Raw genomic sequence first — 24461 nt, forward strand, 5'->3', positions numbered from 1 at the left:
AATTCATTGCTATAGCAATAACTCAATCATGACATCGGAAGAATCATTCGATACGGCAAGGACTAGGTTGTGAAAGCAACATCGATAGCCATGTTGCGTAACGTTAATCAAGCTCCTGCATATATTGATCAAGCAACTCATCATCTTCTTGTTTCTGAGGAACATTGCCATCATAGACTTTATAGTCCATGTGTTGTAAATACGCATCTTTCACGAAAGCATAGGGATCAAGCGCATTATCAACGAGCCTTTCTTGATCAATCGCTGAAGCTCTCGCATGAAGACTCTTAAGCCCCCACTTAACAACGGATTGCCACATGGTGAGCTCTGATAGTGGAAAGTATAGACCATCAACCCAATCTGTTGCGAGTTCACGCACAACATAGGGGCCCGCAAATGGCGCCATAAAATAGGGACCATTTGGCACACCATAGTAACCCAGCACTTCGTTAAATGCGTCTTGCTTACGCGGCATTCCCATCATATCGGCCACATCAAAAACGCCTAACAAACCTATTGTGGAGTTAACGGTAAAACGCCCGCCAGCATTCGCAGCCCATCCCCACTTGCCTTGTAACACATTGTTAACTAAGCTACTTGGCTCTTCTAAGTTCTGTACAAAATTATTAATACCCGTTTTAGCAGGCCGGGGAATATAGTCGTTATAACCATGGGCGACTGGACGATAGAGATATTTATCAAGATACAGATAGTTAAAATCCCACATTGCACGGTTAAAACCCTCGAAAGGATCCCGTGGATCATCATAGGTAATGGTCACTGCTGTAATGTCTTGAGAAGTGGTATCAGGTACGGAGACTTCTGCCCCATATGCTTGGGGCAATAATACAAATCCTAACGATAGCCCTATCCATTTCAACTTCATATTGATCTCTTAATATAAATGTACTGCTTAGGTGCAAAGTTTTCGCTAAAGTGACTATAGACAAGTGACGATATAAGTAACATTCGTCTTAGCCGTATATTCTAGTATTGCGAAAGCTTGCTATTGATATTGTTTTCACAAAACGCATAAGCATACTTGGCAAATTATTTTGGTCAATTGTTAATTTATCAACATGCCATGCCGCAGGATAAACTATTTAAGGTCATCCCATGGAGTCGATCCCAGTCATCAATAATGCTAACCCACAGCAACCTGCTCCAGCATACCAAAACGATGCCTCAAACGTATCTGCACGTCCAATACCAGTTGAAGTGCTTGTATCACCTAAGGGCGACAGTATTATTCTAAACGGTACAGAATATAATTTAAAGCTCGTTGATGCTCAACAAAGACAAGCACTGATTAACGCCAATCGTTTTCTACTAACGCAAACGACAGCAGAGCCTGCGGCCAATACGACCCATAACGCTGCCATAACAACGACAAGCCAACCAGCTCAACTCACAGCACTTGGCACCGCATTAACACTAAAATTACCAGAAGCTATTGCTCAGCTCGCCCAGCAAAATGGCATATCATTAGAACGCTTATTCAGCTTAGCTGGGCGCCCTCAAGGTTACCCACTTCCCGATGTCACTATTACCCACAAAGAGTTCCAATTTTCAAATGGGACTGTTATTGCACAAGACGCGGGGACTCGACTGAGTGCTGGTGAATACCAAGCTAAAATTGCCTTGTCACAGGGACGTCCTATATTAGTACTCACCCCTATTGTGAGCAAACTTGAAATCCTTATCGGCGCTTCAATAAATGAAACTAAGGTTCCCATAATCGATAAACAAGCGGCAAACGTGGTTATCGCAAAAGCAGAACCTGCCCAGATTTATGCTAGCTTTCTGAGGAAGCTAGAAAGCCTTATACCTCAACCAGAAATGCGCTCATCAAATGCCACCACGATAAATATAAGCCCTTCCCTTAGTGCCCAAGGCACTTCAGTGGCAGCATCATCGATGACACCAACGTTGGATGCGACCAATCTCGGCCAAGCAACAACCAAAGCTAATGCCAATAATACACAAGCTAACGCACAAACCGGGCAATTGATAACAGCCCCTCGATTACCCCTTGGCAGTTTACCGCCCACTACAGAACAAAACATCACTAACACAGCGACGAATATCTCGTTGCAGAACAGCTCACTTATCGCTGCAACTATCTCTCAATCTGCACATGTTACAAATAATCTTGGGCAAGCTAAGCCAGATGTTCAGCAGATTGACAGTAGCAGTGATGGCGACATTAACGTGAATGATGTACTGCAAAAAGCGTTTAATAAAGCAGGCGCATTACCCTCAGATCAACTGGTATTGCGGAGCAACAATAATCTAGCAACTGAGCTACTTAGACATTTACCGCATATCAACCCACAACCTTTAGGGCAGTTGAGTGATCCTGATTCACTTAAAGCTGAAATACTAGGATTAGCCACACTCAATTTGGCAGCACAACAGCTTAGCCACACATCATCCTTTATGAATGCTGGTGCGATTACGTCATTATTTCAACTATTACTTGGTTTTAGAGCCAAGACTACCAGTGCTTTAAGCCAAAAACTGGCGAATTATCTTGAACAATTACAAACGAGGACTGGTTTTTCTAACAATCAGCTAAGTCAATTGAGTAAAGCTGGCGGTTTAGAGAGCATGGGACAATTAGCGACCAGTTTACATTTATATCAACAAGCAAGTGGCGAAAATAACGGTAATATCGTTTGGTTTTTTGCTCTCCCCTATAGCATCAATCAACGACACGAACAGCTTGAAGGCAAATTTGAGCAGGAGAATGACGCTGATGAGCAGCAGAAGCATAATGGTTGGCATTTACAACTAAAATTTAATCTTGCACAGGGGCCCCTATTAATATCAGCTCGTTATCACCAACAACTCTTAGAGATTCAATTTAAAGGAAATAACCAAACACTACTCAATAAGGTTGATAACTTTTTAGCTCCCTTAGGCCAAAAACTGTCACAGCTCGGTTTTACGACAAGCGAACTTTCAACCCAGATAGCACCAGTGCCAGCCACATTGCTCCCTGGTGACCATTTTCTAGTAAAAACGAAGGCATAGCGTTTATGAACATCAATGTAAGTGACAAAATGAGCATAATATGACAACAGAAGATAATAAAACCAAGCAAGCTGTAGCCTTGAGTTACGATGGAAAACATGCTCCGAAGATTGTCGCAACAGGTGAAGGACTGATCGCCGAAGAAATTATTGCCCTCGCCAAAGAATCAGGAGTTTATATTCATCAAGATGCGCATCTTAGCAATTTTCTACGCTTATTAGAGTTAGGTGAGGAGATCCCAAAAGAGTTGTATCTACTTATTGCAGAACTGATCGCCTTTGTTTATATGCTCGACGGTAAATTCCCCGAGCAATGGAATAATATGCATCAAAAAATTGTTGAAAAAGCTTAGGAGTAAGGAAAAGCAGAACTCTGCGCTAACAGTAAAAACCACCCGCTAGGCTTACAGAACACTTCGTTCATGGCTGACGCTTATCGTAAGAGCGGAACCCATTCTGTAAACTGTGAAGCAGCGTCCGTATACTACAAAGTGGCTATCGAGTAGTTGCAAAACACCCTTTGATTTTTCCGTCATCCTTACTCCTACCACGTCATCCTTGCCCCTAAGCCGTCATCCTCGCGCATGCGGGGATCCAGCTTTAGCTTTTAAGTCACGGAGCTCTAAAACACCAAAAGACTTCACTGATGGATTCCCGCTTTCGCGGGAATGACGAAGGATGCAGAAATGACAAAAAGTGCGGTTATGTAAAAGGGAGAGCGTCTCAGCCTCTACACTTCGCTATTTACGATGTAACCGGATCAATAATTCAGCTTCAGCTTTGGGAAGTTCACACTCTTTTATCAGTTCATCGACTCCCGCACCAAGTCCGACCATTTTCATCGCACGAGTGTAAAGCTTTGCTTGAGGATCTTGTAAGGTCGTTTCTTCAATGCGCTCGGATTGCTGATGCAACCGCTTTTCTAACTCAATGACTCTGCGCCCCACGCCAATAGTGCCGCTGCGTAATTCCTGCAATTCCCTTTTAAAGGCTTCACGCTGGCGGTCACCTTCCTTGACAAGCACAGTTAACGCTTCAACTTTATTACGTAATTTACTCAACTGCTTTTGTAGATAGAGCACAAGCCCTAAACATGCAATCACATAGACTAACGCCGCGATCAAAAATTCATCGCCCATTAAAAATCCTTATGCATTTCTATGTATAAATCAGAATAACGGATAAAGAGGATGCATGATTCATGACTCTAATCGCTTTATTGGGAAGCATTGTTCCCCTTTTCCGTTATTGATGGCAATAGCTCATAAAGGTCGAGAGCTTGCTACTAAGCACTCAAAAACGCAACAGTTTAGAGTTGTGTGAGTTCAGCCCATTCTTCATCGGATAATAACTTATCGAGATCAACTAAGATCAACAGCTCATTATCACGGTTACTCACACCTTGAATAAACTTAGCGCTTTCTTCTGTCCCGACATTAGGTGCGTTGTCAATTTCGCTGCGGCGTAAGTAAACAACCTCTGCAACGCTATCCACTAAAATACCGATGACTTGCTTTTCAGCTTCGATAATCACAATACGGGTCGAATCATCGACTTCGGCTGATTGCAAGCCAAAACGTGACCGTGTATCGATAACAGTGACAACATTACCACGTAAGTTAATGATACCTAAAACATAATATGGAGCACCAGGCACTGGCGCTATTTCGGTATAGCGCAGCACTTCTTGCACTTGCATTACGTTGATACCATAAGTTTCGTTGTCTAACTTAAAGGTAACCCATTGTAATACTACATCATCTTTACTTGCAGCTACGGCTGCGACATTTCTTGTATCTTTCATGTTTACCTCAACCAATTGAGTCCTGACAACCTAAACCCGCATCAAGCATTTCAACTAAGGCTTGTACGTGCAAAATACCACACATTTGTTCTTTAACGACACCAGCGAGCCAAGGCCGTTTACCTGCTTTGCTGCGCCAGTTTACTTGCGATTTATTAATTTTTACAGCATTGACTAAAGACTCACAAGTTAATCCCCAGTTACTGCCTTCTAACAATACAAGATATTGATAATTTACCGATTGCGCCAGTTTATCGGTGTATTTTTCTGGCATAACCCAAGCGCAAGTATCGACAATGTTTAATTGTTCTTCCCTGTGGCTTTGCACACCTAAAAACCACGATGGACGGCCAATAATATGGTTAATCCGTTCCACTTTAACAATGCCACCTAAACTCACTAGCGGTACGGCTAATGTTAACCCAGCCACTTTAAAGAATAGTACCTGAAACTCATCATCGAGCACTTCTTGAAGATCTTTTGTGATACTCGGTGGTGTAATACCAAGCTGAGTCTCTGGCTTATTGACTAAAATAGCCTCTTCACGCCCAACAGCAAGGGGCTCTTCGGCGGCAAAAGATATAGGCTGTTCAGTATCATCAACAGGCTTACCCTCGGAAACAATCTCCGGTTGTATAAGCTCTTCAATGATTTTGGGTTCTGTTTTAACTTCCGTTTTTAATACTGGTGCCAGTAGTTTTTCAAGCGATTGCTTATCTACTTTAGGCGCGACCTCACTCAAAACCACATTGGGACTTGGTGCCTTTACTTTAGCGAATTGCACCTCAGGGGTGACGGTTATTGTCTGATGTAAACGTACTGATGCACGTTCCGCTAAAATCGCATCATCGAGTGATGTAACCTCATTCCCGATCGCCTCCCGTTGTAGAGACTTATCCCCATGTGATGGTGGCTTGGAAATACCTGTAATTGAACTGTCATTCTCATGCAGCAATAATTCAAAAAAATCAAAAACAGTTTCATCAACCGATTTTGACATGGCCAAACTCCCCGACTAATAAAAAATCTAACAATCTTTCATAGGCTTTTACGCCACGACACCCACTTGCATAATGCGAGGCGGGTAAATGTGCCAAACTGGCATCTCTAAACTTAGTATCGACGGGAATAACATCACGCCACAGGGAACCTGAATATTGTTCGCTTAATATTTGTAAGGCCGCGGGAGAAGCTTTAGTACGTTTATCATACATCGTTGGAACAACGGTATAACTGTATTGGGTTTTCTTGGAGCGCCCCATTAATTCCATTGTTTTGACCATGCGCTCCAAACCTTTAATGGCTAAGAATTCGGTTTGTACGGGAATAACGATATGCTGACTCGCAGCAAGGGCATTCACCATAAGCACCCCTAAAACTGGTGGGCAATCTACAATTGCCACATCATATTCATCGGCAACAAGTGCTAAAAGATTACGCAGAACCAGCCCCATCCCTTCTTGATGACCTAACGCTCTGTCTAACGTCGCTAGCGCCATGGTCGCAGGTAAGAGATCCAAACCATCTACCAAGGTTGGCACTATATGAGAACAAACCAACTCTTTTGTTAAGTTCTGATGAGCCAGAAATACATCAAATAGTGAACCTGGCACTTTTTCAGAGTCAATGCCTAAGTAATATCCAAGTGATGCATGGGGATCTGTATCGATCATTAGCACACGCTTACCGCGCTTAGTCAGTACTCCTGCTAAGCTCGCCACCGTTGTGGTTTTACCCACACCGCCTTTTTGATTTGCTATGGTCCATACTTTCAAGAAGTGATCCTCTCGTTATTCCGACTTACATGCATTGAATCACGATTGAAAAAGACTAATCGCCTTCCCTTGTTGTTACCCTTATCCCACCATTTGGTAGGCTAATCACTTTAACGCCATCAGCATTCTCTGACACCACTACAGGCACAACGTCAGTATTTACTTTACCCGTTGACGGTTCAGTTGATTTAGGTGGTAACGCCAAATTAATTGACGAAGGTTCTGCATTTAAGTCTACCGTAACTGCTTTTTGTTCACCCGGTGAAGCTAATTTCAACATAGCTTGAGTCTGATCAGGATGAGTCGCTAGCCATGTTGCAATCGCTTCAGCTTGCTCATCAGGTACCATAAGTAAAACTTGAGTTGATTCGAGACGTTTTACATCTTCATGCAACAATTTGATTTTATGTCGATAGTCGAGACTTAACGCGCCCAGACAAATAATGGTAATCACCATTAATACCATAATGAGCACAACATTCGTGCTCATTGGCTTTTTGACATTAGTTACATTAGCCACGAACAGACTCTTTTAAAATTGACTCAGCCATATTGTCGAGTGAAATAGATTGGCTCGCAATTCCCGCACTCGCAACGGCCTGCGGCATGCCGTAAACCACGCAACTGGCTTCATCCTGTGCCCAAATAGTCGCGCCAGCCGATTTCAGCATACGCGCTCCTTCTCGACCATCGGCTCCCATACCCGTCAAGACAACAGCAAGTACATCACCACCATAGGCTTTCGATGCTGATGCAAAAGTAATATCGACGCAGGGCTTATAATTCATCTCAGCACTCCCCGCGATGACTTTGATTCGGCCACTGGCACCACTGCGTTCGATCATCATCTGCATGCCACCCGGCGCTAAGTAAGCACAACCTGGTCGAAGTAAATCACCATTTGCAGCTTCTTTTACTTCAATCTTACATAACCCATTTAGACGATTCGCGAAAGCTGGTGTAAAGGCTGCCGGCATATGCTGAATGAGTAAAATAGGGTGAGGATAATTGGCTGGAAACTGCGTCAAAATCTTTTGCAATGCGACTGGGCCGCCAGTAGAAGTGCCAATCAGCAGTAATTTGTATTGTTTACCACTCGCACGGATAGACGAAGCTGTGGATGTCCGAACAGGCGCAGTGGGAACAGGCGTCGTGTTCCCCAGAACAGAAGTGGTACTCGTTCGAGATGTAGGAGTTGGCAACACCGAAGGTCTTACTATCGGGCGAAACATTCTCCTGCGACCAAGGGCTTTCACTCTTTGCTGGAGTAAAAGAATGGCATCATCTTTATTTGTTGCAATATCTTCAAAGCGCTTAGGTAAAAAATCTAACGCACCCGCATCTAACGCATCTAACGTGGCTTTGGCACCGTCATGGGTCAAAGATGAAAACATTAATATGGGTGTTGGACATTTTGCCATGATCTCACGGACGGCAGTAATACCATCCATGACGGGCATTTCAATATCCATGGTAATCACTTGGGGATTAAGTTCAGCAGCCATCTTTACCGCTTCGGCCCCATTTGAGGCCGTCGCAATTACTTCCAGTTCAGGATCTTGATTGACTATTTCACTAACACGTCGCCTAAAAAAACTTGAGTCATCAACGACTAATACTTTAATGGCCATTCCATTCCTTAGCTTGGAAACTAACTTTTATTCTTTGCATAATGCTTTAATAGCCCTGGTACATCTAAAATCAGAGCAATACCGCCATCAGAGGTGATCGTTGCACCAGCCATACCTGGTGTGCCGTGTAACATGGCTCCAAGCGGTTTGATAACCACTTCTTCTTGGCCAATTAAAGCATCTACAACAAATCCTATCTGCATCATACCTAATTGCACGATAACAACATGGCCATGTTTCTTATCACCATGTTTAAAACTCGTTTTATTCTTATGTAACCAGTGTTCCAAATAGAACAGTGGTACAGCCTTATTACGCACTATGACGGTGAGTTGTCCATCAACAATGTTGGTTTTTGTTAGATCAAGGTGGAATATCTCATTCACACTCGATAGCGGCAGAGCAAATACTTGCTGTGCTACATCCACCATCAGGGTTGGCATAATCGCAAGCGTTAAGGGAACTTTAATTTCAAGCACCGTCCCCTTACCTTTCATTGAGTCTATGTGAACAGTACCGTTTAATTGAGCGATACGGGTCTTAACTACATCCATACCAACGCCACGACCTGAAATATCGGAAATTTCCACCTTTGTTGAAAAACCAGGCGCAAAAATCAGATTATAAGCCTCTGTGTCTGTCATACGCGCGGCGGCGTCGTCATCGAGCACCCCACGTTTAATCGCGATTTGCTTAAGTTTTTCAGGATCCATCCCTGCGCCATCATCTTCGATTTTAAGCAGAATATGGTCACCTTCTTGGCTGGCAGATAAGGTAATAGTCCCTGTTCTAGGCTTACCGCTAGCTTCACGCTCATTTGGCATTTCTATGCCATGGTCAACCGAGTTACGCACTAAGTGAACCAGAGGATCGGCGAGGGCCTCCACTAAGTTCTTATCTAAATCGGTCTCTTCACCGATCATAACCAAGTCAATTTCTTTGTTCAGTGTACGCGCTAAATCGCGAACAACACGGGGAAAACGCCCAAACACCTTTTTAATCGGTTGCATACGGGTCTTCATCACTGCGCCTTGTAAATCCGCAGTCACAAGATCTAAGTTAGCAAGCGCTTTAGACATTTCCTCGTCATCACGACTAATGCCTAAACTGACAAGACGATTTCGCACTAATACCAGCTCACCGACCATGTTCATAATTTGATCAAGGCGTGCAGTATCGACTCGAACTGTAGTTTCACCTTGAGGAACGTTGGCTGATGCCGCTGCTTTCGCGGGCGCTTTATCAGCGACAGCAATCTCAGTTTTAACCGCAACGACAGGCGCATTCACTGTGGCGGCCACGTTAGCCGTTGACGTTATTGGCGCAGCCTTAGGCGCTACAACTGAAGGTGTTGATGATGCAACAGGGATGCTTGCTGTTGCTTTTGCCGGTGCTCCACCTTTACCATGCAATTCATCAAGTAATCGCTCAAACTCATCATCGGTAATTTCATCCGAATCAACAGGTGGTACTGGCGGCGTGACAACTGCTTTAGGTTTAGCTGGCGCGTCAACTTCGACTTTAAACTGACCAGAACCATGCAACTCATCGAGTAAAGCTTCAAATTCATCGTCGGTAATATCATCAGTCGACGCAGGAGCTTTCGCTGTTGGCGCAGATTGGGGTGGCACGGCGCTCCCTACTGAACTGACAGCAGGACCTTTCCCCTCTCCGTGCAAAGCATCTAACAGTGCCTCAAATTCCGCTTCATCAATTTCATCAATACTTGAGCTTCCGCTTATTTCCGTTGCTTCAACGGGCACTTCCTCAATAACAGCAACTTCAACAAGCTCGGGTTCTGGCTCTGGTTCAATCATGGCAACAGGTGAACTTGGGTTTAATTCAGAGGGTAATGGCGCGCCAGAACTGAGCATTTTTAATTTTGCTAATAATACTGGATCGGCGGGGTCTTGTTGTTCACCCTGTTGAGTTTGAGCGAACATAGTATTAATGACGTCAACAGCGTGCAGAATGATATCCATTAATTCAGCATTAACTTTTCGCTTGCCGGTACGTAACAAGTCAAAAGTATTTTCAGCTTCATGGCAAACATCAACCATGGGAGTTAAACTGAGAAAGCCGGCGCCGCCTTTAACGGTATGAAATCCCCTGAAAATGGCATTAAGCAAGTCAGTATCATCAGGATTATTTTCTAGGGCAACAAGTTGCTCCTGTAGCAGTTCTAAAATCTCACCTGCTTCGATTAAAAAGTCCTGGAGTATCTCTTCATCTACATCAAAGGCCATCAAATTGACTCCCAGTTAGAAACCTAGACTCGATAGAAGATCATCTACTTCGTCTTGACCCGTTACCACATCTTGACGAAGCTCGGCATTCATTATCGGGCCTTCTGCTTCAATATTATTTTTCTGAATAACCTGGTGCTCAATTATTGGTTGCTCACCAAATACCGTCAGCATTGATACCAAGTTACTTTCAACTTCCATTACTAAATCGATAACACGGCGGATCATTTGTCCGGTGAGATCTTGAAAATCCTGCGCCATCAATATTTGATTAAGCAAATCACGTAATCGATCAGAATCTTGCTCACTGCGCAACATTAAGTGCTGCACATCATGGCATAGGGCTTTAAACTCAGTTAATGCAATGTCTCGCCGCATTAACCTATCCCAAGATGGCATAACCTGCTGAATATTTGTCGTTAAGGCATTTGCTAATGGCAAACATTCCTCAACTGCATCCATGGTTTTATTCGCAGCTTGCTCTGTCATATCAATAACATAGTTCAATCTTTGTTTCGCATCAGGTATGTCAGTATTCGCCAACTGAACTAAACGATTATCGACCTGAAAATCCATCAATGCACTATGAAGTTGTCGAGTGAGCTTACCTACCTCGTCGAAGAGTTCCCTCTGAAGTGGAGCTGCAAGCTCTCTAAATAAATCATCAGCTTGAGACTGTTCACCTGCACTTAGTAATTCAACTAAATGCTGAGCCTGCTCTAGCGTGATGAGCCCTGATGTATGTGACTTCATAGCTCATCCCTGCCTAAGCGAGTCGTTCGAATATTTTATCTAACTTTTCTTTTAACGTAGCTGCTGTGAAAGGTTTTACGACATAGCCGTTTACCCCCGCTTGGGCCGCAGCGATAATTTGTTCACGTTTTGCCTCAGCAGTAACCATTAACACTGGTAAATGCTTAAGAGAGTCGTCTGCGCGAATAGCTCTTAACAGATCAATCCCTTGCATGCCGGGCATATTCCAATCTGTAACAACGAAATCAAAATCCCCCTTTTGCAACATCGGCAGGGCGGTTGAGCCATCGTCTGCTTCTTGGGTGTTGTTAAACCCCAAGTCTCGCAACAAGTTCTTGATGATACGTCTCATTGTTGAAAAGTCGTCAACAATGAGAATCTTCATATTCTTGTCCAAGGTTTCCTCCGGTGAGCTGACATTATGTGCTCGATTAATAATTATACTTATGTCCAGTGCTTGAGCTTAGCTTTGAGTCGCAACATAGCCTGACTTAATATCTGGCTAACTCGCGATTCGCTTACTTCAAGAATGGCGCCAATCTCTTTTAAATTCAATGCTTCATCGTAGTACAGCGATAACACTAACGCATCTCTTTCTGGCAATAATTTTATTGCCTCAACTAATGCGGAATGAAACTGAGTCTCAGCGAGAGCTTCAAACGAGCCATCGTCGGACCTATCGCTCAGCGTTAGTATATCTTGCGATACACCTAAGTCTTCTATCCCTATGATTTTTCCGACAGAAACATCGTTAAGAATATGATGGTACTCATCGAGCGTCATATCAAGTTTTTCTGCAATTTCTGTGTCACGTGCATCACGGCCCAGTTCTTGCTCTAACTCATCAATGGCTTGTGCTACCCTACGATTATTACGATGAACAGAACGTGGAACCCAATCACCTCGACGAATTTCGTCCAGCATGGCACCACGGATCCGTATGCCAGCGAAGGTTTCAAATTTTGCACCTTTGCCACCATCAAACTTGGATGATGCTTCTAATAGTCCCATCATCCCAGCTTGTAGTAGATCATCTAGCTGCACAGAAGCTGGCAGTCTGGCGAGTAAATGATGTGCAATTCTTTTAACCAACGGAGCATACTGTTCAACGATAGACGATTTATTGTCTAAACAAGTATACGCTGCGGCTTTATTCACTCGTTTTTTCCTCTTGAAAATCTGGTCGTTGGACTAAACGTTCAACGAAAAACTCCAAATGCCCACCAGGTTGTTGCGGTACAGGCCAACTCATGATTTTATTGGCTAAGCCTTGGTATGCGATAGCTGCAGGTGATTTAGGATAAGCTTCAACCACTAACTTTTGCTTACGCACAGACTTACGCAAATTTTCATCAAATGGAATCGTTGCAACGAGCTCAAGTGCCACATCTAAAAATCGGTCGGTCACTTTACTGAGTTTAGCAAATAATTCCATCCCTTCGCGTAAACTACGCACCATATTGGCAACAATTTTAAAACGAAATACACCGTGTTCACGGCTGAGAATTTTAATTAACGCATAGGCGTCGGTGATTGAGGTAGGCTCGTCACATACAACGACTAGCACATCCTGCGAAGCACGTGAGAAACTGAGTACCATATCAGAAATCCCTGCAGCAGTATCGACCACAAGAATATCAAATTGTGTGCGCATCTCACTGAAAGCACGGATTAATCCAGCATGCTGAGCAGGACTTAGTTCCACCATACCTTGGGTGCCTGAAGTCGCTGGTACGATACCAATACCTTTAGGCCCACGGACAATAATATCGTCAAGTTCAGCATCACCCGATAATACATGGGAGAGGTTACGCTCGGCACGGATCCCCAACATGACATCGACATTGGCTAAGCCAAGGTCTGCGTCAAGCACTAAGACACGCTTGCCCTTTTCGGCTAATGCCACTGCGGTATTAATTGATACGCTGGTTTTACCCACGCCACCTTTACCACCTGTGACAGCGATTACTTTCACTTTTTCGTTATAGGGTTGATTCATCATACGTAAACCACTTGCTTGATCCAGGGTCATAACTCTACTCAAATGCACAGGCCATATTATCTGACCACGCTGTGTCTTGTAATGATTGTTGTTCTGTACTATCTAATGTCGCAAGCGCCTGCTGCGCTAACATTAGGGTGTCTGCGACTTTCATATCTTCTGGAACCCTTTGTCCATCAGTAACATAACTTAATGGTAGCCCACTTTGGATCAACACACTCAGCGCACCCGCGAGCGAGACTGATTCATCGAGTTTTGTGAGCACGGCACCAGATAAAGGAATGCGTTTAAAATGATTAACAGCATCTTGCAACACTCGGCGCTGTCCTGTGGCAGACAGTACCAGATAACTGCGAATAGGTATTCTGCTATTTGCAGTTAAATTATCAAGTTGCTGGTAAAGCCGCATATCTCGTTGCCCCATACCAGCGGTATCTATCAATACTAGCTTGCGATTTCTGAACTGATAAAGAATTTGTTCTAATTCATTGAGATCATGGGCTTGCTTAACTGGACAGCCCATTATTTTGCCATAGGTCGCTAATTGCTCATAGGCGCCAATGCGATAATGATCTGTGGTAATTAATGCGACTTGTTCCGGCCCGTGGTGAGCAGCAAAACGTGCTGCCAATTTAGCTAATGAGGTCGTTTTACCCACACCAGTAGGGCCAACTAAAGCCACTACTCCACCCTGCCTAACTATATCATCACCTTGATTATCAAGCATATTAGCCAGACTTTGGGGTAGTGCTCGCACTAACTCAGCAGGGGTATAATGCTGACTCAACGCGGCTAATTTCGCAGCAACTGCAGGAGAAAATTCGGCTTCAAGTAACTTAGATTCCAGCATAGCGCCAACGGGATCGGTACGTTTTTTATGCTCTGTCATCAAAGAAGACACTTGGTGAGTCAGTAAATTACGTAGTGATGCTAATTCATCACGCATGGCTTCAATATCAGCATTTTGTTTTTGTGTGGTTTGCGGCTTTTTATCAAAAGCGGCCGGAATGTCTCGGCGCTCAGACTTCGATGCTACTGGTGCCTGTAACCCTTTTGCCCATGCGGGTAAATCGGCCTCAGGTTGCTGATGCGATAACTGCTGATTTAAACGGCTTTGTTGTTTCTCGAGCAAAGCTTGTAATGAATCTGCTGGCGCCGATGGTTTGACACTGCTCTGTGCACGCACAGGCTGCTTTCCACCAAGAGACACTAAGTCATCACTGACATCCATAAAAGTAGGTGCAGGAGGTGTCGCGGACGCCTTCGCTTTTGGCTCATCGTAGTCAACTGCGGCGACAATTTCGATACCGCCATTCACCTTTTTGTTTGACATGATAACTGCATCTGAGCCGAGAGTGTCTTTCACTTGGGCCAGTGCGGCACGCATGTCTTTGGCAAAAAATCGTTTAATCTTCACTTATGCGTCCTCTACTGGCCGACAGCAGATACAATGCGTATTTGCTTTTCATCGGGGATTTCTTGGTAAGAAATCACTCTGAGATTAGGAATAGTATGTTTAACAAACCGTGACAGTGTCGCGCGTAACATACCAGACGTTAACAATATGGCAGGCTGTCCAACCATTTCTTGCTTTTGAGCCGCATCAGCCAATGACTGCTGCATACGCTCCGCAAGACCGGGTTCAATATTTGGACCATCACCACCGGTTGCTTGCATTGATTGATGCAACATCTGTTCCAACTCTGGCGCCAAAGTAATGACGGGGATTTCGAGTTCTGGGCCAGATATTTCTTGAACTATCATGCGTTTCAGCGCAATACGTACGGCGGCGGTCAACACTTCTGTATCATTGCTCTTAGTGCCGTATTCTAACAAAGTTTGTACTATTGTACGCAAGTCTCTGACAGAAACGCCTTCATTTAATAGGTTTTGCATCACTTTTACGACACTACCCAGTGGCATCACATCAGGAATAAACCCATCAACAAGCTTAGGAGAATGTTTAGCAAGCATATCCATCAGTTGTTGCACTTCTTCGTAACCTAAAAGTTTTGCGGCATTATTGGTGAGTAATTGACTAATATGGGTCGCAACGACAGTTGCTGCATCAACCACAGTGTAACCTAAGGTCTGTGCATGCTCGCGAAGTTCTGGGGCAATCCAGACAGCTTCAAGACCAAAAGCAGGATCGCGAGTTTCAATACCATCAAGCTTACCGTACACTTGCCCAGGATTAATAGCTAACTCACAATCATGGCGAATATCCGCCTCACCAACCACAACCCCCATAAGGGAAATACGATAGGCATTGGGGGATAAATCCAAGTTGTCACGAATATGCACTGCTGGTACGAGGAAACCAAGCTCCTGCGAGAGTTTCTTACGCACCCCTTTAATACGACTCAATAATTCCCCACCCTGGCCTTTATCGACTAATGGGATTAAGCGATAACCCACTTCTAGGCCGATAGTGTCAACATGGTGTACATCATCCCAGCTCAACTCTTTAGGCTCTTTGTCTTGTCTTTCTATCGGACCCGTTTTGACTTGTTCTAAGGCTTTTAAGCGTTTATTTTCATTACGTTTAAATACAAAATACGCAGCACCAGCAGTAATAACAGCAAAGCCAAGGAACGCCATGTGGGGCATTCCTGGCACAATGCCCATGACAAAGAGAACACCCGCTGCAATCCCTAAAGATTTATGACTGTCAAACATCTGACTCATCAGCATTTGGCCCATATCACCCGATTCATTTTGACGGGTCACCATTAATGCCGCTGCAATGGACAGCAATAGCCCTGGAATTTGCGCAACCAGACCATCACCTATGGTCAAAAGCGTATAAATTTCGACAGCTTGAGAAAAACTCAAGCCATGTTGAACAATACCAATAATAAAGCCACCGAGGATGTTGATGACTAAGATCATAATCCCCGCAATAGCATCGCCTTTCACGAATTTAGAGGCACCATCCATCGCACCATAGAAATCGGCCTCGCGGGTCACCTCAGCTCGACGTAACCTCGCCTGTTCTTGATTGAGAGTTCCAGCGTTTAGATCGGCATCAATCGCCATTTGCTTACCAGGCATAGCGTCTAGGGTAAAGCGAGCACTCACCTCAGCAATACGACCAGCACCTTTTGTCACCACGGCAAAGTTGATGATAATGAGGATGATAAATACCACTAAACCCACTGCATAGTTACCACCAATCACCACAGAGCCGAATGCCTCAATCACTTTACCTGCGGCATCCCCCCCATTATGGCCTTCAAGCAACACAACACGGGTTGACGCCACGTTAAGGGCGAGTCGCAATAAGGTGGCGACCAAAAGCACGGTTGGAAATGCGGCAAAATCTAAGGGTCTATCAGTATAAATAGCGACTAGTAATACGATTAATGCGAGGGCGATATTAAAGGAAAATAAAATATCGAGTAAGAACGGTGGAATAGGCAATACAATCATTGCTAATGCGGCAAGCACTAACATAGGCGTACCTATGCCTTTGAACGTACTAAGTCTTACCTGCTTAACTTGGCCTAAAGCCGCTTTAACATCCATTCACTATTACCTAAACTTTGACGTATAAAAGCGGAAAAGCAAAAATCGCGCCAAGAGGACACTTAAAATTTGAAGAGTGAACGAGCAAGCCATTAATATTTTAAATCATCAGGGATAGGCTGATTTAATGGGATAGGAATAGGTTTACGCCCCCGTCCCTTTTGGTATTGACGCAATTGGAAAACATAGGCTAAAACCTGAGCCACGGCAGTAAATAACCCCTCAGGTATTTGCTGATCTAATTTAGTCGTATGATAGATGGCCCTTGCCAATGGGGGAGCTGACACAATCGCAATATTGTACTCACGGGCGACTTCGCGGATCTTAAACGCCACATCATCTACGCCCTTGGCAATGACAAACGGTGCAGCAGAGCGCTTGACATCGTATTTGACCGCCACGGCATAATGCTCAGGATTGACGACAATCACGTCCGCATTGGGTACTTCGGCCATCATTCGACGCTGTGCAAGCTCTCGCTGCATTTGTCGAACGCGTCCTTTAACTTCAGGCTTACCTTCTGTGTCTTTATATTCATCTTTGACTTCTTGTTTGGTCATTTTCAGTTGTTTATTGTGATTCCAAATCTGAAATGGCACATCAATGACCACAATCAATAACACAGAAGAACAGAGTAAAATGAACATCCATATCAACAGATCTAACGCATGGTGAACATTCCCTGGTAAGTGATCACTTGATAACAATAAAATATCATTAAAATAGTAACTTAAAAGAAAGTAAGCCGAAAAAGCAACTACGGAGAACTTAGCAATTCCCTTAGTCAACTCAACGAGCGCTTGCACCCCAAACATACGCTTAAAACCAGCAAGAGGACTCATTTTACTGGCTTTGGGCATCATAGCTTGGGTTGAAAAGTTCATCCCACCGAGGGACACATTACCAATAAAAGCCACCACCACAATCAGCAACATGATTTTAAGCATTGGCCATGCAATTTCACCCGCGACCAACCCCCAAACATTAAACATTTGGTTAGTATCATAAATTTGAGCGCGATCCATAGTAAAAACACGTTCAAACACATGGGAGAGTGCCGTTGCGATACCAGGGCCAAGCATATAAAACCCCGTTGCTGCGGAAAGTAATACCGCGGCAGTCCCCAGTTCTTTTGAACGAGCAACTTGGCCTTTTTCACGCGCCTGTTCAAGGCGCCTCCCTGTGGGTTCCTCACTACGTTCGCCGCTGCTCTCTTCAGCCATACTGAGTTCCTATAACCTTATATCAAGCCATCGGCTTGACATTGAAGACCCAAAATATCACATAGCAAAACCTGAGCTGCAGCCCATACTTCGTCAAAATGCGCCATTACTGGCGTCAGCGTTAGCCAAAGGATTAAAAGCCCACCAATCATAGTGATAGGAAAACCAATAGAAAAAATATTCAACTGTGGTGCGGCACGGGTCATTACCCCAAAAGAGAGGTTAACCAGTAACAGCGCAATGATCGCCGAAATTGACATGGTCAAAGCCGCGCCAAACATATACGAGCCCCACTCTGCAAGTGATCTGTAGCTTGTAAGCGTTAGCCCTTGGTTAGAAATAGGAAGAGTCTCAAAACTTGCGACTAGCATACGGATCATGAGAAGGTGACCATCAACAGCCAGAAAAATCAGCGTCGCAAGCAAGAGGAAAAAGTTACCAATGACAGGGGTTTGTTGTCCAGAACCAGGGTCAACCATAGAGGCAAAGCCTAAACTGGTTTGCATACCAATAATTTGCCCTGTTAATACAAAAGTCTGCATTACCATCTGGGAAACAAACCCCATCGCAACGCCAATAATAATTTGTTGCGCCGTAATAAAAACAGCACTAAGGGAAAATAAATCCGCATTCTCCACCGGAGGCAAAACAGGCGCAATTGCAAAGGTAATCGCCATGGCAAGGAGTAAACGCACTCTAGCAGGAGTCGTTGCGGCGCCAAATACCACCATCACCATCAACATGCTTGCAACGCGAAATAACGGCCACATGTAAGATGCGATGGTCTGCATTAAGGTATCGAGCAACAGCTCCATAGCCTTAACCTATCACTTGGGGAATACGGTTAACCATCTCAATGAAAAAATCCATTAAGGTTTGAACTAACCAATGCCCCATAAACATCAGTCCAAATAATGTGACCAATAATCGAGGAAGAAAACTTAAGGTTTGCTCATTAATTGAAGTGGCAGCTTGAAACACCGCGACAACAAGCCCTATACCCAACCCAGGCAAGACAATGGCCGACACCATCATCACAATAACGGCTAAGGCTTCTCGAAATATATCAATCAGTGCTTCTGGAGTCATAACAATTCCTAGTACGACTAACCAAAACTATTGGCTAAGGTGCCTAACACAAGCCCCCAACCATCAACGAGCACAAATAACATAATCTTAAATGGCAATGAGACTATCATCGGCGATAGCATCATCATCCCCATCGCCATCAAAATACTCGCCACTACTAAATCTAATACCAAAAAAGGCACGAATAACATAAAGCCAATTTGAAAGGCCGTTTTGAGTTCACTGGTAATAAAAGCAGGCACAAGTACGCTCATCGGAGCCTCTTCTGGCGAGTTAATATTTTGATAGCCAGAAATATCAATAAAGGTTTTTAAATCTGTCGTACGAACTTGGCCTAGCATAAAAGCTCGTAATGGTTCTTTCCCCTTATCAAAAGCTTGCTGTAGCGTCAGTTGTTCATCGATATAGGGTTTAACACCTTGATCATAAATTTTGTCAAACACGGGCGCCATAATAAAAAAAGTCATAAAGAGACTCATCCCAATAAGCACTTGGTTAGAAGGCGTCTGCTGCAATCCAATCGCTTGGCGTAAAATAGAAAGTACCACAATAATCCGTGTAAACGAGGTCAGCATAATCACCATGGCTGGCAAAAAACTCAGTGACGTCATCAGCAGTAAAATCTGCATTGTCACTGAATACTCTGTCGAACCATCGGCAGCCGTTTTTACGGTGACCGCAGGCAACACACCATCTGCCGCCCCGACCGATACACTAAAGAATAAAATGGCAAGCCCGATTAATGGGAAACTGTACTTTGTCATTGTTTTAATTTCGCCTGACGTAAGCGATTCGCAAAGGAATCAGATTCCACTTGGATGGGCTCGGCTAATTTATCAATCAAATTCACTTGTTGTGCACTCACCCCAAGTAAATATTGCTGCTCTCCAACTTGAACAAGCACTAGCCGTTCTTTTTGTCCAAGTGAAGTCACCGCGAGGGTCTTAAGCACATTATGATTTGTTTGAACTAAATTAAATCGCCTTAACAAATAGGCTAAGGCGAAGATAAGCAATAATACGAGGATCAAGCCACCAAGCATACTCGCCGCAGTGGCAAGTTGAGATGGTTCTGACATTTTGGCAGTTGATGCGACTACCGCAGTAGAAGTGTCGGTAACTAATCCCACGGCATTAGCCTGCGTAACAGGCATTAAACTGAATATTACCGATGTACTCATCTCATATACCAACTCATGTGCATCTATTATTTAAGCTTTTTAATTCGCTCAGTTTGACTGATAACATCAGTTAAACGAATACCAAACTTGTCATTTACTACAACCACTTCGCCATGGGCAATAAGTGTCCCATTGACCATCACGTCTAACGGCTCTCCAGCCACACGGTCAAGCTCAACGACAGAACCTTGGTTTAGCTGTAGTAAATTGCGGATACTAATAAAACTGCGGCCCACTTCCATTGAAATGGTCACCGGAATATCCAAAATCGTATCTAATTTAGCAGCATCTGCTTTGCTAATAGGCTGAGAGTCATCAACGAGCTCATCCAGCGCAACAGCATTTGCCTCCTCTAAAGCCTGCTCCGCCATTGCGGCAGCCCAATCATCGCCCGTATCTTCTGTGCTCATCTTGCTTCACCTTATAATTCAGATATATCTCTAGCTTTGCCTTTGCGCGTCACTAATTGGAGTTCAGTTTTTACTGTTTCTGGACGGGGTATTTTTTCATATATTTTGAGCGCTAAATTATCGCGAGAACGCCCCATTTTACAGCGGTAAGTCGGTAGGTCTTCGATTTTCATCATGATATATTCAGGCAATTCAACTGGAATAATATCACCGGCTTTAAAGTTCATTACATCTTTGAGCGTTAACTCATGCTCAACAACGCATGCATCGAATCCCACTTTTACATCCATGATTTCATCATGTAATGCCTGTGACCAGCGCATATCCGTATCTTGCTTATCACTTTGCACCCCTGCATCCAACAACTCTCGAATAGGTTCGATCATGGAGTACGGCATAGTAATGTGAAAATCCCCGCCGCCGCCGTCCACCTCAATATGGAAGGAGTTTATCACCACCACTTCGGTTGGACTGACAATATTCGCCATGGCAGGGTTAACTTCAGAGTCAAGATAGTCGAATTCGACATCCATGACTGGAGCCCAAGCATCTTTATAATCTTCAAAGATAATTTTTAAAAGAAGCTGTACAATCCGCCGCTCAGTAGGGGTAAACTCACGCCCTTCAATCTTGGCATGGAACCGGCCATCACCGCCAAAAAAGTTATCCACGAGGATAAACACTAAGCGAGCTTCCATGGTGATAAGTGCAGTCCCTTTGAGTGGACTAAAACGTACCATGTTTAGACTGGTTGGGACGAATAAGGTATGTACGTACTCACCAAACTTGAGCATCTGTACGCCATTGATCGACACTTCAGCCGCACGGCGCATCATATTGAACATGCTAATACGTAGATGACGCGCAAATCGCTCGTTAACAATTTCGAGTGTGGGCATGCGCCCACGTACAATACGATCTTGGGATGAAAAGTCGTAGGATCGCGCATCTTGGCTAGCAGCATCAAGATCATCATCGTCATCGACGTCATCAACCCCATGCAGTAGCGCATCAATTTCGTCTTGGCTTAATAAATCACTCACTATATTGCCTTAGCCTCTTTAGGGTACTGAAATTACGGGTTATTGCATCACAAAACCGGTGAATAGCACTTTTTCGACCACTTTACGTCCCGTTACGGATTGCAGTGTATTTTGAACACTAAGAAGTGCTAATTGACGAGCTTCATCCTTACCTGCTTGAGTGCTTAACTTTTGCACATCTGAACTGCTAAAAGTTGTCAGGAGAGCATCTTCAATGAGCGGAATATGTTTTTGTATCAGGACCTCATCATCGGAACCTCGGACCATCAGCTGTACTTTAATTTCGACTAAACGAGCCCGATCTGGCCCGGGTAAATTAAAGAGAAAAGGACGAGGCATGGGCACATAAGAGGCGACCAGTTTATCATTTGAAGGTGTTTCAACCACAGCCTCTACAGCTTCAGAGGATGACTCATCTGAACTGCCGAGAAAAAACCATAATGCACCACCAATCAATAGTGCAACGAGTACACCGATACCAATAAAAATAAAAAGTTTTTTCTTACTTTTAGGCGTATCAGTATTTTCAAGTTCTAACGATTCTTCGTTGGCCATTCACTGTGCTCTTCAATTTAGACTTAAGTCTTTACATTTTATGCATCATATCAAAATGTAACAATGCTATTTAATCCTATAGGTTACCTGCTTAAGCGTAATAATCTATACCAGAATGCAGACTAGTAGTTTGATTTAAACCTAAATCCAGTTCTTCTGCTGAGAATTCATCCAAATTTGTGCTTCCAGAACCGTTACTTTCGCCAAAACCACCATCGCGACCTTGTTCTTGCTCACCTTGTGATACATGACTATCTGCGAGTTGCATTCCTTGCTCTTGCAATAATTCACGTAATCGAGGGATAGCTTGCTCAACCATGTCACGGGTTTGAGATTGAGTCACATGAAACTGTACTTGGGTTTGATCGCCGTGCACTTGGATTTTGACCGTCATATGGCCAAGCTCAGGTGGATCAAGACGAATTTCAGCGTGTTGGATACCATTACTCACCATCGTAATGAGCTGTTGTTTCATCACCGGAGAAAATCGTTGGATCATCTCCTGCATCTGATTTGGCGTTTCAACGCCTTGACGCAGTGAAAGTTGAATTTGCGGGATATCTTGACGATTCACTTGCGGTTGAGTAGGTGATGTTGTCACTGAAACGGGTTTAAACTCAGAGGCGACTTCGTCATCAAGATTAAATGAAGTCGGTGAACTTGACTCTAATGTAACAGCTAACTTGGCATCTTTAAGTTGTACGTTTGTCGCAAGCCGTTCTGATCCATCTAGCTCAATGTTTTTCGGAGTTGCCACATCCTCCGCAGTCCCTAATGTATTTAAGGCTGCAGTGGTTGCACTAACAAAAGATTCCTTCTTTGTACCATCAATACTGTTTGTATCTTTTAGACCCGTTGTAAAAGCATTTTGTTGGGCAATAGACGACTTATCTGCAGAAAAAGACCTGATACTATCATTTTCTCCCATAATAGGTTGAGCATCTACTATCCCTTGTTTCTGTTGTTTAGCGGCTTCTTGGCTAACCAATTCGACCGTGCTTTCTTCAACCAATACGCTCTGCTCTGGCAGTTCCCCATTGTTTTGTGACGCAATAGCTCCATCTAGCATGCTTGGCGTTGATAGGGGTAAAGCCAAATTAATATCGGGTAAGTTAGTGGCATCAGCCTCAGCAATCAAGGCTACACCCGATTCATCCATATCTGACGAATCAACTAATAACTCGGCTAATTTATCTAACTCAGAGGAAAAACAACCCTCAGCTTGAACGGCAGAAGTACCAATATCCAGATCCATTTCCTGCAGTAGCGGCAATTTGTCGCCCTCTGCGGCCGTTTTTTTCATTTCGTTTGCCATGCTAATCTGGGCAAAAATCAAACTCACATCATCCTCTTCACCTTGGGATATATCATTGGAGGATGCTGATTTAGTCAGTTCAATCGCGCGTTCTTGAGACGTTGAAGGCTTTTGGGTAGATGAGGAAACACTGGTAACTGAGGCTAAAGCTGCAGAAAAATCTTCACTACGCGTTTCTGGAGTCGATGCTTTACCTGCACTTGCATTATTATTTGCCGCTTTTGGTAATAATATATTCGTCATTTGTTGCATATCGGCTCCCAACCCCCCCCAGTTAAACTCAACAGTAACGGAGTAAAACGTCAATTTATGCTGTAACAGCAATGTTGTGTATGAAATTAAGCAAATAAAATGCCAACACGAAAGTTATATGATAGTTAATAAGATTTACGAAAGCGCGTATCGGCACAAATACAGGCTATTTATGTCGGCGGTAAAACTGTTGAGATGCAAACTCATCGGTCATTTTCTGCTCTCTTTTCAATTCTAATGTATCACGTTTTTTCGCTTTATTAGCGAGAAGCAGTTCGACTGCCTTGCGCTTCTTTTGTTTTTCTAGCCAATGGTGCTGACGATACTCTTTTTGCTTTTCGCCATCAGCCACCACCCGGTTTTGTTGGGCTATGGCATCATCAATCTGACGAATAAAACGATGAAATTGGTGATAATGACTTGCGCTAATCGCTTGACCTTGCTGAGACTGCATTTGCTTCATGTAATCTAAACGATAGTTGTTTAAGGCATTGAGCTGATGTTGGCGTTTTTGACATTCTAATTGGGCCGATTTCAGTAAGAGCGAGGCTTGCTCTTCAGCATCAAGCGCTAAATTAAGTACCAGTAATAAGGGATCTGCATTCGCCATCATGGCCTCG

General features: G+C 43.9%; 26 protein-coding genes. 2 read left to right on the plus strand and 24 right to left on the minus strand.

Annotated features, from left to right (window positions below):
- Window positions 1-103 precede the first annotated feature (103 nt).
- Window positions 104-886: a VacJ family lipoprotein gene (locus tag MZ182_RS13445; RefSeq protein ID WP_011919592.1), complete on the minus strand. Its 783-nt coding sequence runs from the start codon at window positions 884-886 to the stop codon at window positions 104-106.
- A gap of 230 nt (window positions 887-1116) precedes the next feature.
- Here MZ182_RS13445 and MZ182_RS13450 point away from each other — a divergent pair, with 230 nt between their 5' ends.
- Complete coding sequence (locus MZ182_RS13450; protein WP_248067260.1) at window positions 1117-3036, plus strand: flagellar hook-length control protein FliK; 1920 nt, start codon at window positions 1117-1119, stop codon at window positions 3034-3036.
- A gap of 40 nt (window positions 3037-3076) precedes the next feature.
- Window positions 3077-3388, plus strand: coding sequence for an EscU/YscU/HrcU family type III secretion system export apparatus switch protein (locus MZ182_RS13455; protein WP_011919594.1), 312 nt, complete (start codon window positions 3077-3079; stop codon window positions 3386-3388).
- Window positions 3389-3775: 387 nt separating this feature from the next.
- Here the strand turns inward: MZ182_RS13455 and MZ182_RS13460 are convergent, their stop codons facing one another.
- The 23 genes from MZ182_RS13460 to fliJ all read right to left on the minus strand — a co-directional run bounded on the left by MZ182_RS13460 (window position 3776) and on the right by fliJ (window position 24451).
- Window positions 3776-4174: a DUF2802 domain-containing protein gene (locus MZ182_RS13460; protein WP_011788797.1), complete on the minus strand. Its 399-nt coding sequence runs from the start codon at window positions 4172-4174 to the stop codon at window positions 3776-3778.
- Window positions 4175-4344: 170 nt separating this feature from the next.
- Entirely contained in the window at window positions 4345-4839 is a 495-nt protein-coding gene (locus MZ182_RS13465) for a chemotaxis protein CheW (protein ID WP_011788796.1), read from the minus strand.
- Between the two features lie 7 nt (window positions 4840-4846).
- A complete protein-coding gene (locus tag MZ182_RS13470) occupies window positions 4847-5839 on the minus strand; it encodes a chemotaxis protein CheW (protein WP_014610969.1) in 993 nt (330 codons plus the stop codon).
- Complete coding sequence (locus MZ182_RS13475) at window positions 5823-6614, minus strand: ParA family protein (RefSeq protein ID WP_011788794.1); 792 nt, start codon at window positions 6612-6614, stop codon at window positions 5823-5825. The genes MZ182_RS13470 and MZ182_RS13475 overlap by 17 nt, the downstream gene beginning before the upstream one ends.
- 55 nt (window positions 6615-6669) lie before the next feature.
- Window positions 6670-7104, minus strand: a complete 435-nt coding sequence (locus MZ182_RS13480) for a hypothetical protein (RefSeq protein WP_011788793.1) — start codon at window positions 7102-7104, stop codon at window positions 6670-6672.
- 22 nt (window positions 7105-7126) lie between these two features.
- Window positions 7127-8245, minus strand: coding sequence for a protein-glutamate methylesterase/protein-glutamine glutaminase (locus MZ182_RS13485; protein WP_248067263.1), 1119 nt, complete (start codon window positions 8243-8245; stop codon window positions 7127-7129).
- Window positions 8246-8265: 20 nt separating this feature from the next.
- The gene (locus MZ182_RS13490; RefSeq protein WP_248067266.1) at window positions 8266-10491 is read right to left on the minus strand and encodes a chemotaxis protein CheA; all 2226 of its coding nucleotides are present in this window, start codon (window positions 10489-10491) and stop codon (window positions 8266-8268) included.
- 15 nt (window positions 10492-10506) lie between these two features.
- A complete protein-coding gene (locus tag MZ182_RS13495; protein ID WP_011788790.1) occupies window positions 10507-11244 on the minus strand; it encodes a protein phosphatase CheZ in 738 nt (245 codons plus the stop codon).
- 13 nt (window positions 11245-11257) lie between these two features.
- Window positions 11258-11641, minus strand: coding sequence for a chemotaxis response regulator CheY (gene cheY / locus MZ182_RS13500; protein WP_011919599.1), 384 nt, complete (start codon window positions 11639-11641; stop codon window positions 11258-11260).
- Window positions 11642-11688: 47 nt separating this feature from the next.
- Entirely contained in the window at window positions 11689-12402 is a 714-nt protein-coding gene (locus tag MZ182_RS13505) for an RNA polymerase sigma factor FliA (protein ID WP_011919600.1), read from the minus strand.
- Window positions 12395-13276, minus strand: a complete 882-nt coding sequence (locus MZ182_RS13510) for a MinD/ParA family protein (RefSeq protein WP_011919601.1) — start codon at window positions 13274-13276, stop codon at window positions 12395-12397. The genes MZ182_RS13505 and MZ182_RS13510 overlap by 8 nt, the downstream gene beginning before the upstream one ends.
- Window positions 13277-13280: 4 nt before the next feature.
- On the minus strand, window positions 13281-14663 hold the full coding sequence (flhF, locus tag MZ182_RS13515; protein WP_248067268.1) for a flagellar biosynthesis protein FlhF: 1383 nt from the start codon (window positions 14661-14663) through the stop codon (window positions 13281-13283).
- 11 nt (window positions 14664-14674) lie between these two features.
- A complete protein-coding gene (gene flhA / locus MZ182_RS13520) occupies window positions 14675-16774 on the minus strand; it encodes a flagellar biosynthesis protein FlhA (RefSeq protein WP_011788786.1) in 2100 nt (699 codons plus the stop codon).
- Window positions 16775-16866: 92 nt separating this feature from the next.
- Window positions 16867-17997, minus strand: a complete 1131-nt coding sequence (gene flhB / locus MZ182_RS13525; RefSeq protein ID WP_011788785.1) for a flagellar biosynthesis protein FlhB — start codon at window positions 17995-17997, stop codon at window positions 16867-16869.
- Window positions 17998-18014: 17 nt separating this feature from the next.
- Entirely contained in the window at window positions 18015-18812 is a 798-nt protein-coding gene (gene fliR, locus MZ182_RS13530; protein ID WP_011788784.1) for a flagellar biosynthetic protein FliR, read from the minus strand.
- 4 nt (window positions 18813-18816) lie between these two features.
- Complete coding sequence (fliQ, locus tag MZ182_RS13535; protein ID WP_011788783.1) at window positions 18817-19086, minus strand: flagellar biosynthesis protein FliQ; 270 nt, start codon at window positions 19084-19086, stop codon at window positions 18817-18819.
- Between the two features lie 17 nt (window positions 19087-19103).
- Window positions 19104-19850 (minus strand): flagellar type III secretion system pore protein FliP, encoded by a 747-nt coding sequence (gene fliP / locus MZ182_RS13540; protein WP_011788782.1) that lies wholly within the window; start codon window positions 19848-19850, stop codon window positions 19104-19106.
- The gene (gene fliO, locus MZ182_RS13545) at window positions 19847-20266 is read right to left on the minus strand and encodes a flagellar biosynthetic protein FliO (protein ID WP_011788781.1); all 420 of its coding nucleotides are present in this window, start codon (window positions 20264-20266) and stop codon (window positions 19847-19849) included. The genes fliP and fliO overlap by 4 nt, the downstream gene beginning before the upstream one ends.
- Window positions 20267-20292: 26 nt before the next feature.
- On the minus strand, window positions 20293-20676 hold the full coding sequence (gene fliN, locus MZ182_RS13550; protein WP_011788780.1) for a flagellar motor switch protein FliN: 384 nt from the start codon (window positions 20674-20676) through the stop codon (window positions 20293-20295).
- Between the two features lie 11 nt (window positions 20677-20687).
- Complete coding sequence (gene fliM / locus MZ182_RS13555) at window positions 20688-21719, minus strand: flagellar motor switch protein FliM (protein WP_011788779.1); 1032 nt, start codon at window positions 21717-21719, stop codon at window positions 20688-20690.
- A gap of 39 nt (window positions 21720-21758) precedes the next feature.
- On the minus strand, window positions 21759-22274 hold the full coding sequence (gene fliL / locus MZ182_RS13560; RefSeq protein WP_011788778.1) for a flagellar basal body-associated protein FliL: 516 nt from the start codon (window positions 22272-22274) through the stop codon (window positions 21759-21761).
- A gap of 91 nt (window positions 22275-22365) precedes the next feature.
- On the minus strand, window positions 22366-23841 hold the full coding sequence (locus MZ182_RS13565) for a flagellar hook-length control protein FliK (RefSeq protein ID WP_248067270.1): 1476 nt from the start codon (window positions 23839-23841) through the stop codon (window positions 22366-22368).
- A gap of 166 nt (window positions 23842-24007) precedes the next feature.
- Window positions 24008-24451: a flagellar export protein FliJ gene (gene fliJ / locus MZ182_RS13570; protein WP_248067330.1), complete on the minus strand. Its 444-nt coding sequence runs from the start codon at window positions 24449-24451 to the stop codon at window positions 24008-24010.
- Window positions 24452-24461: the final 10 nt, after the last annotated feature.

The organism is Shewanella sp. JNE2, from assembly GCF_023159115.1.
GTDB classification, from domain to species: domain Bacteria; phylum Pseudomonadota; class Gammaproteobacteria; order Enterobacterales; family Shewanellaceae; genus Shewanella; species Shewanella putrefaciens.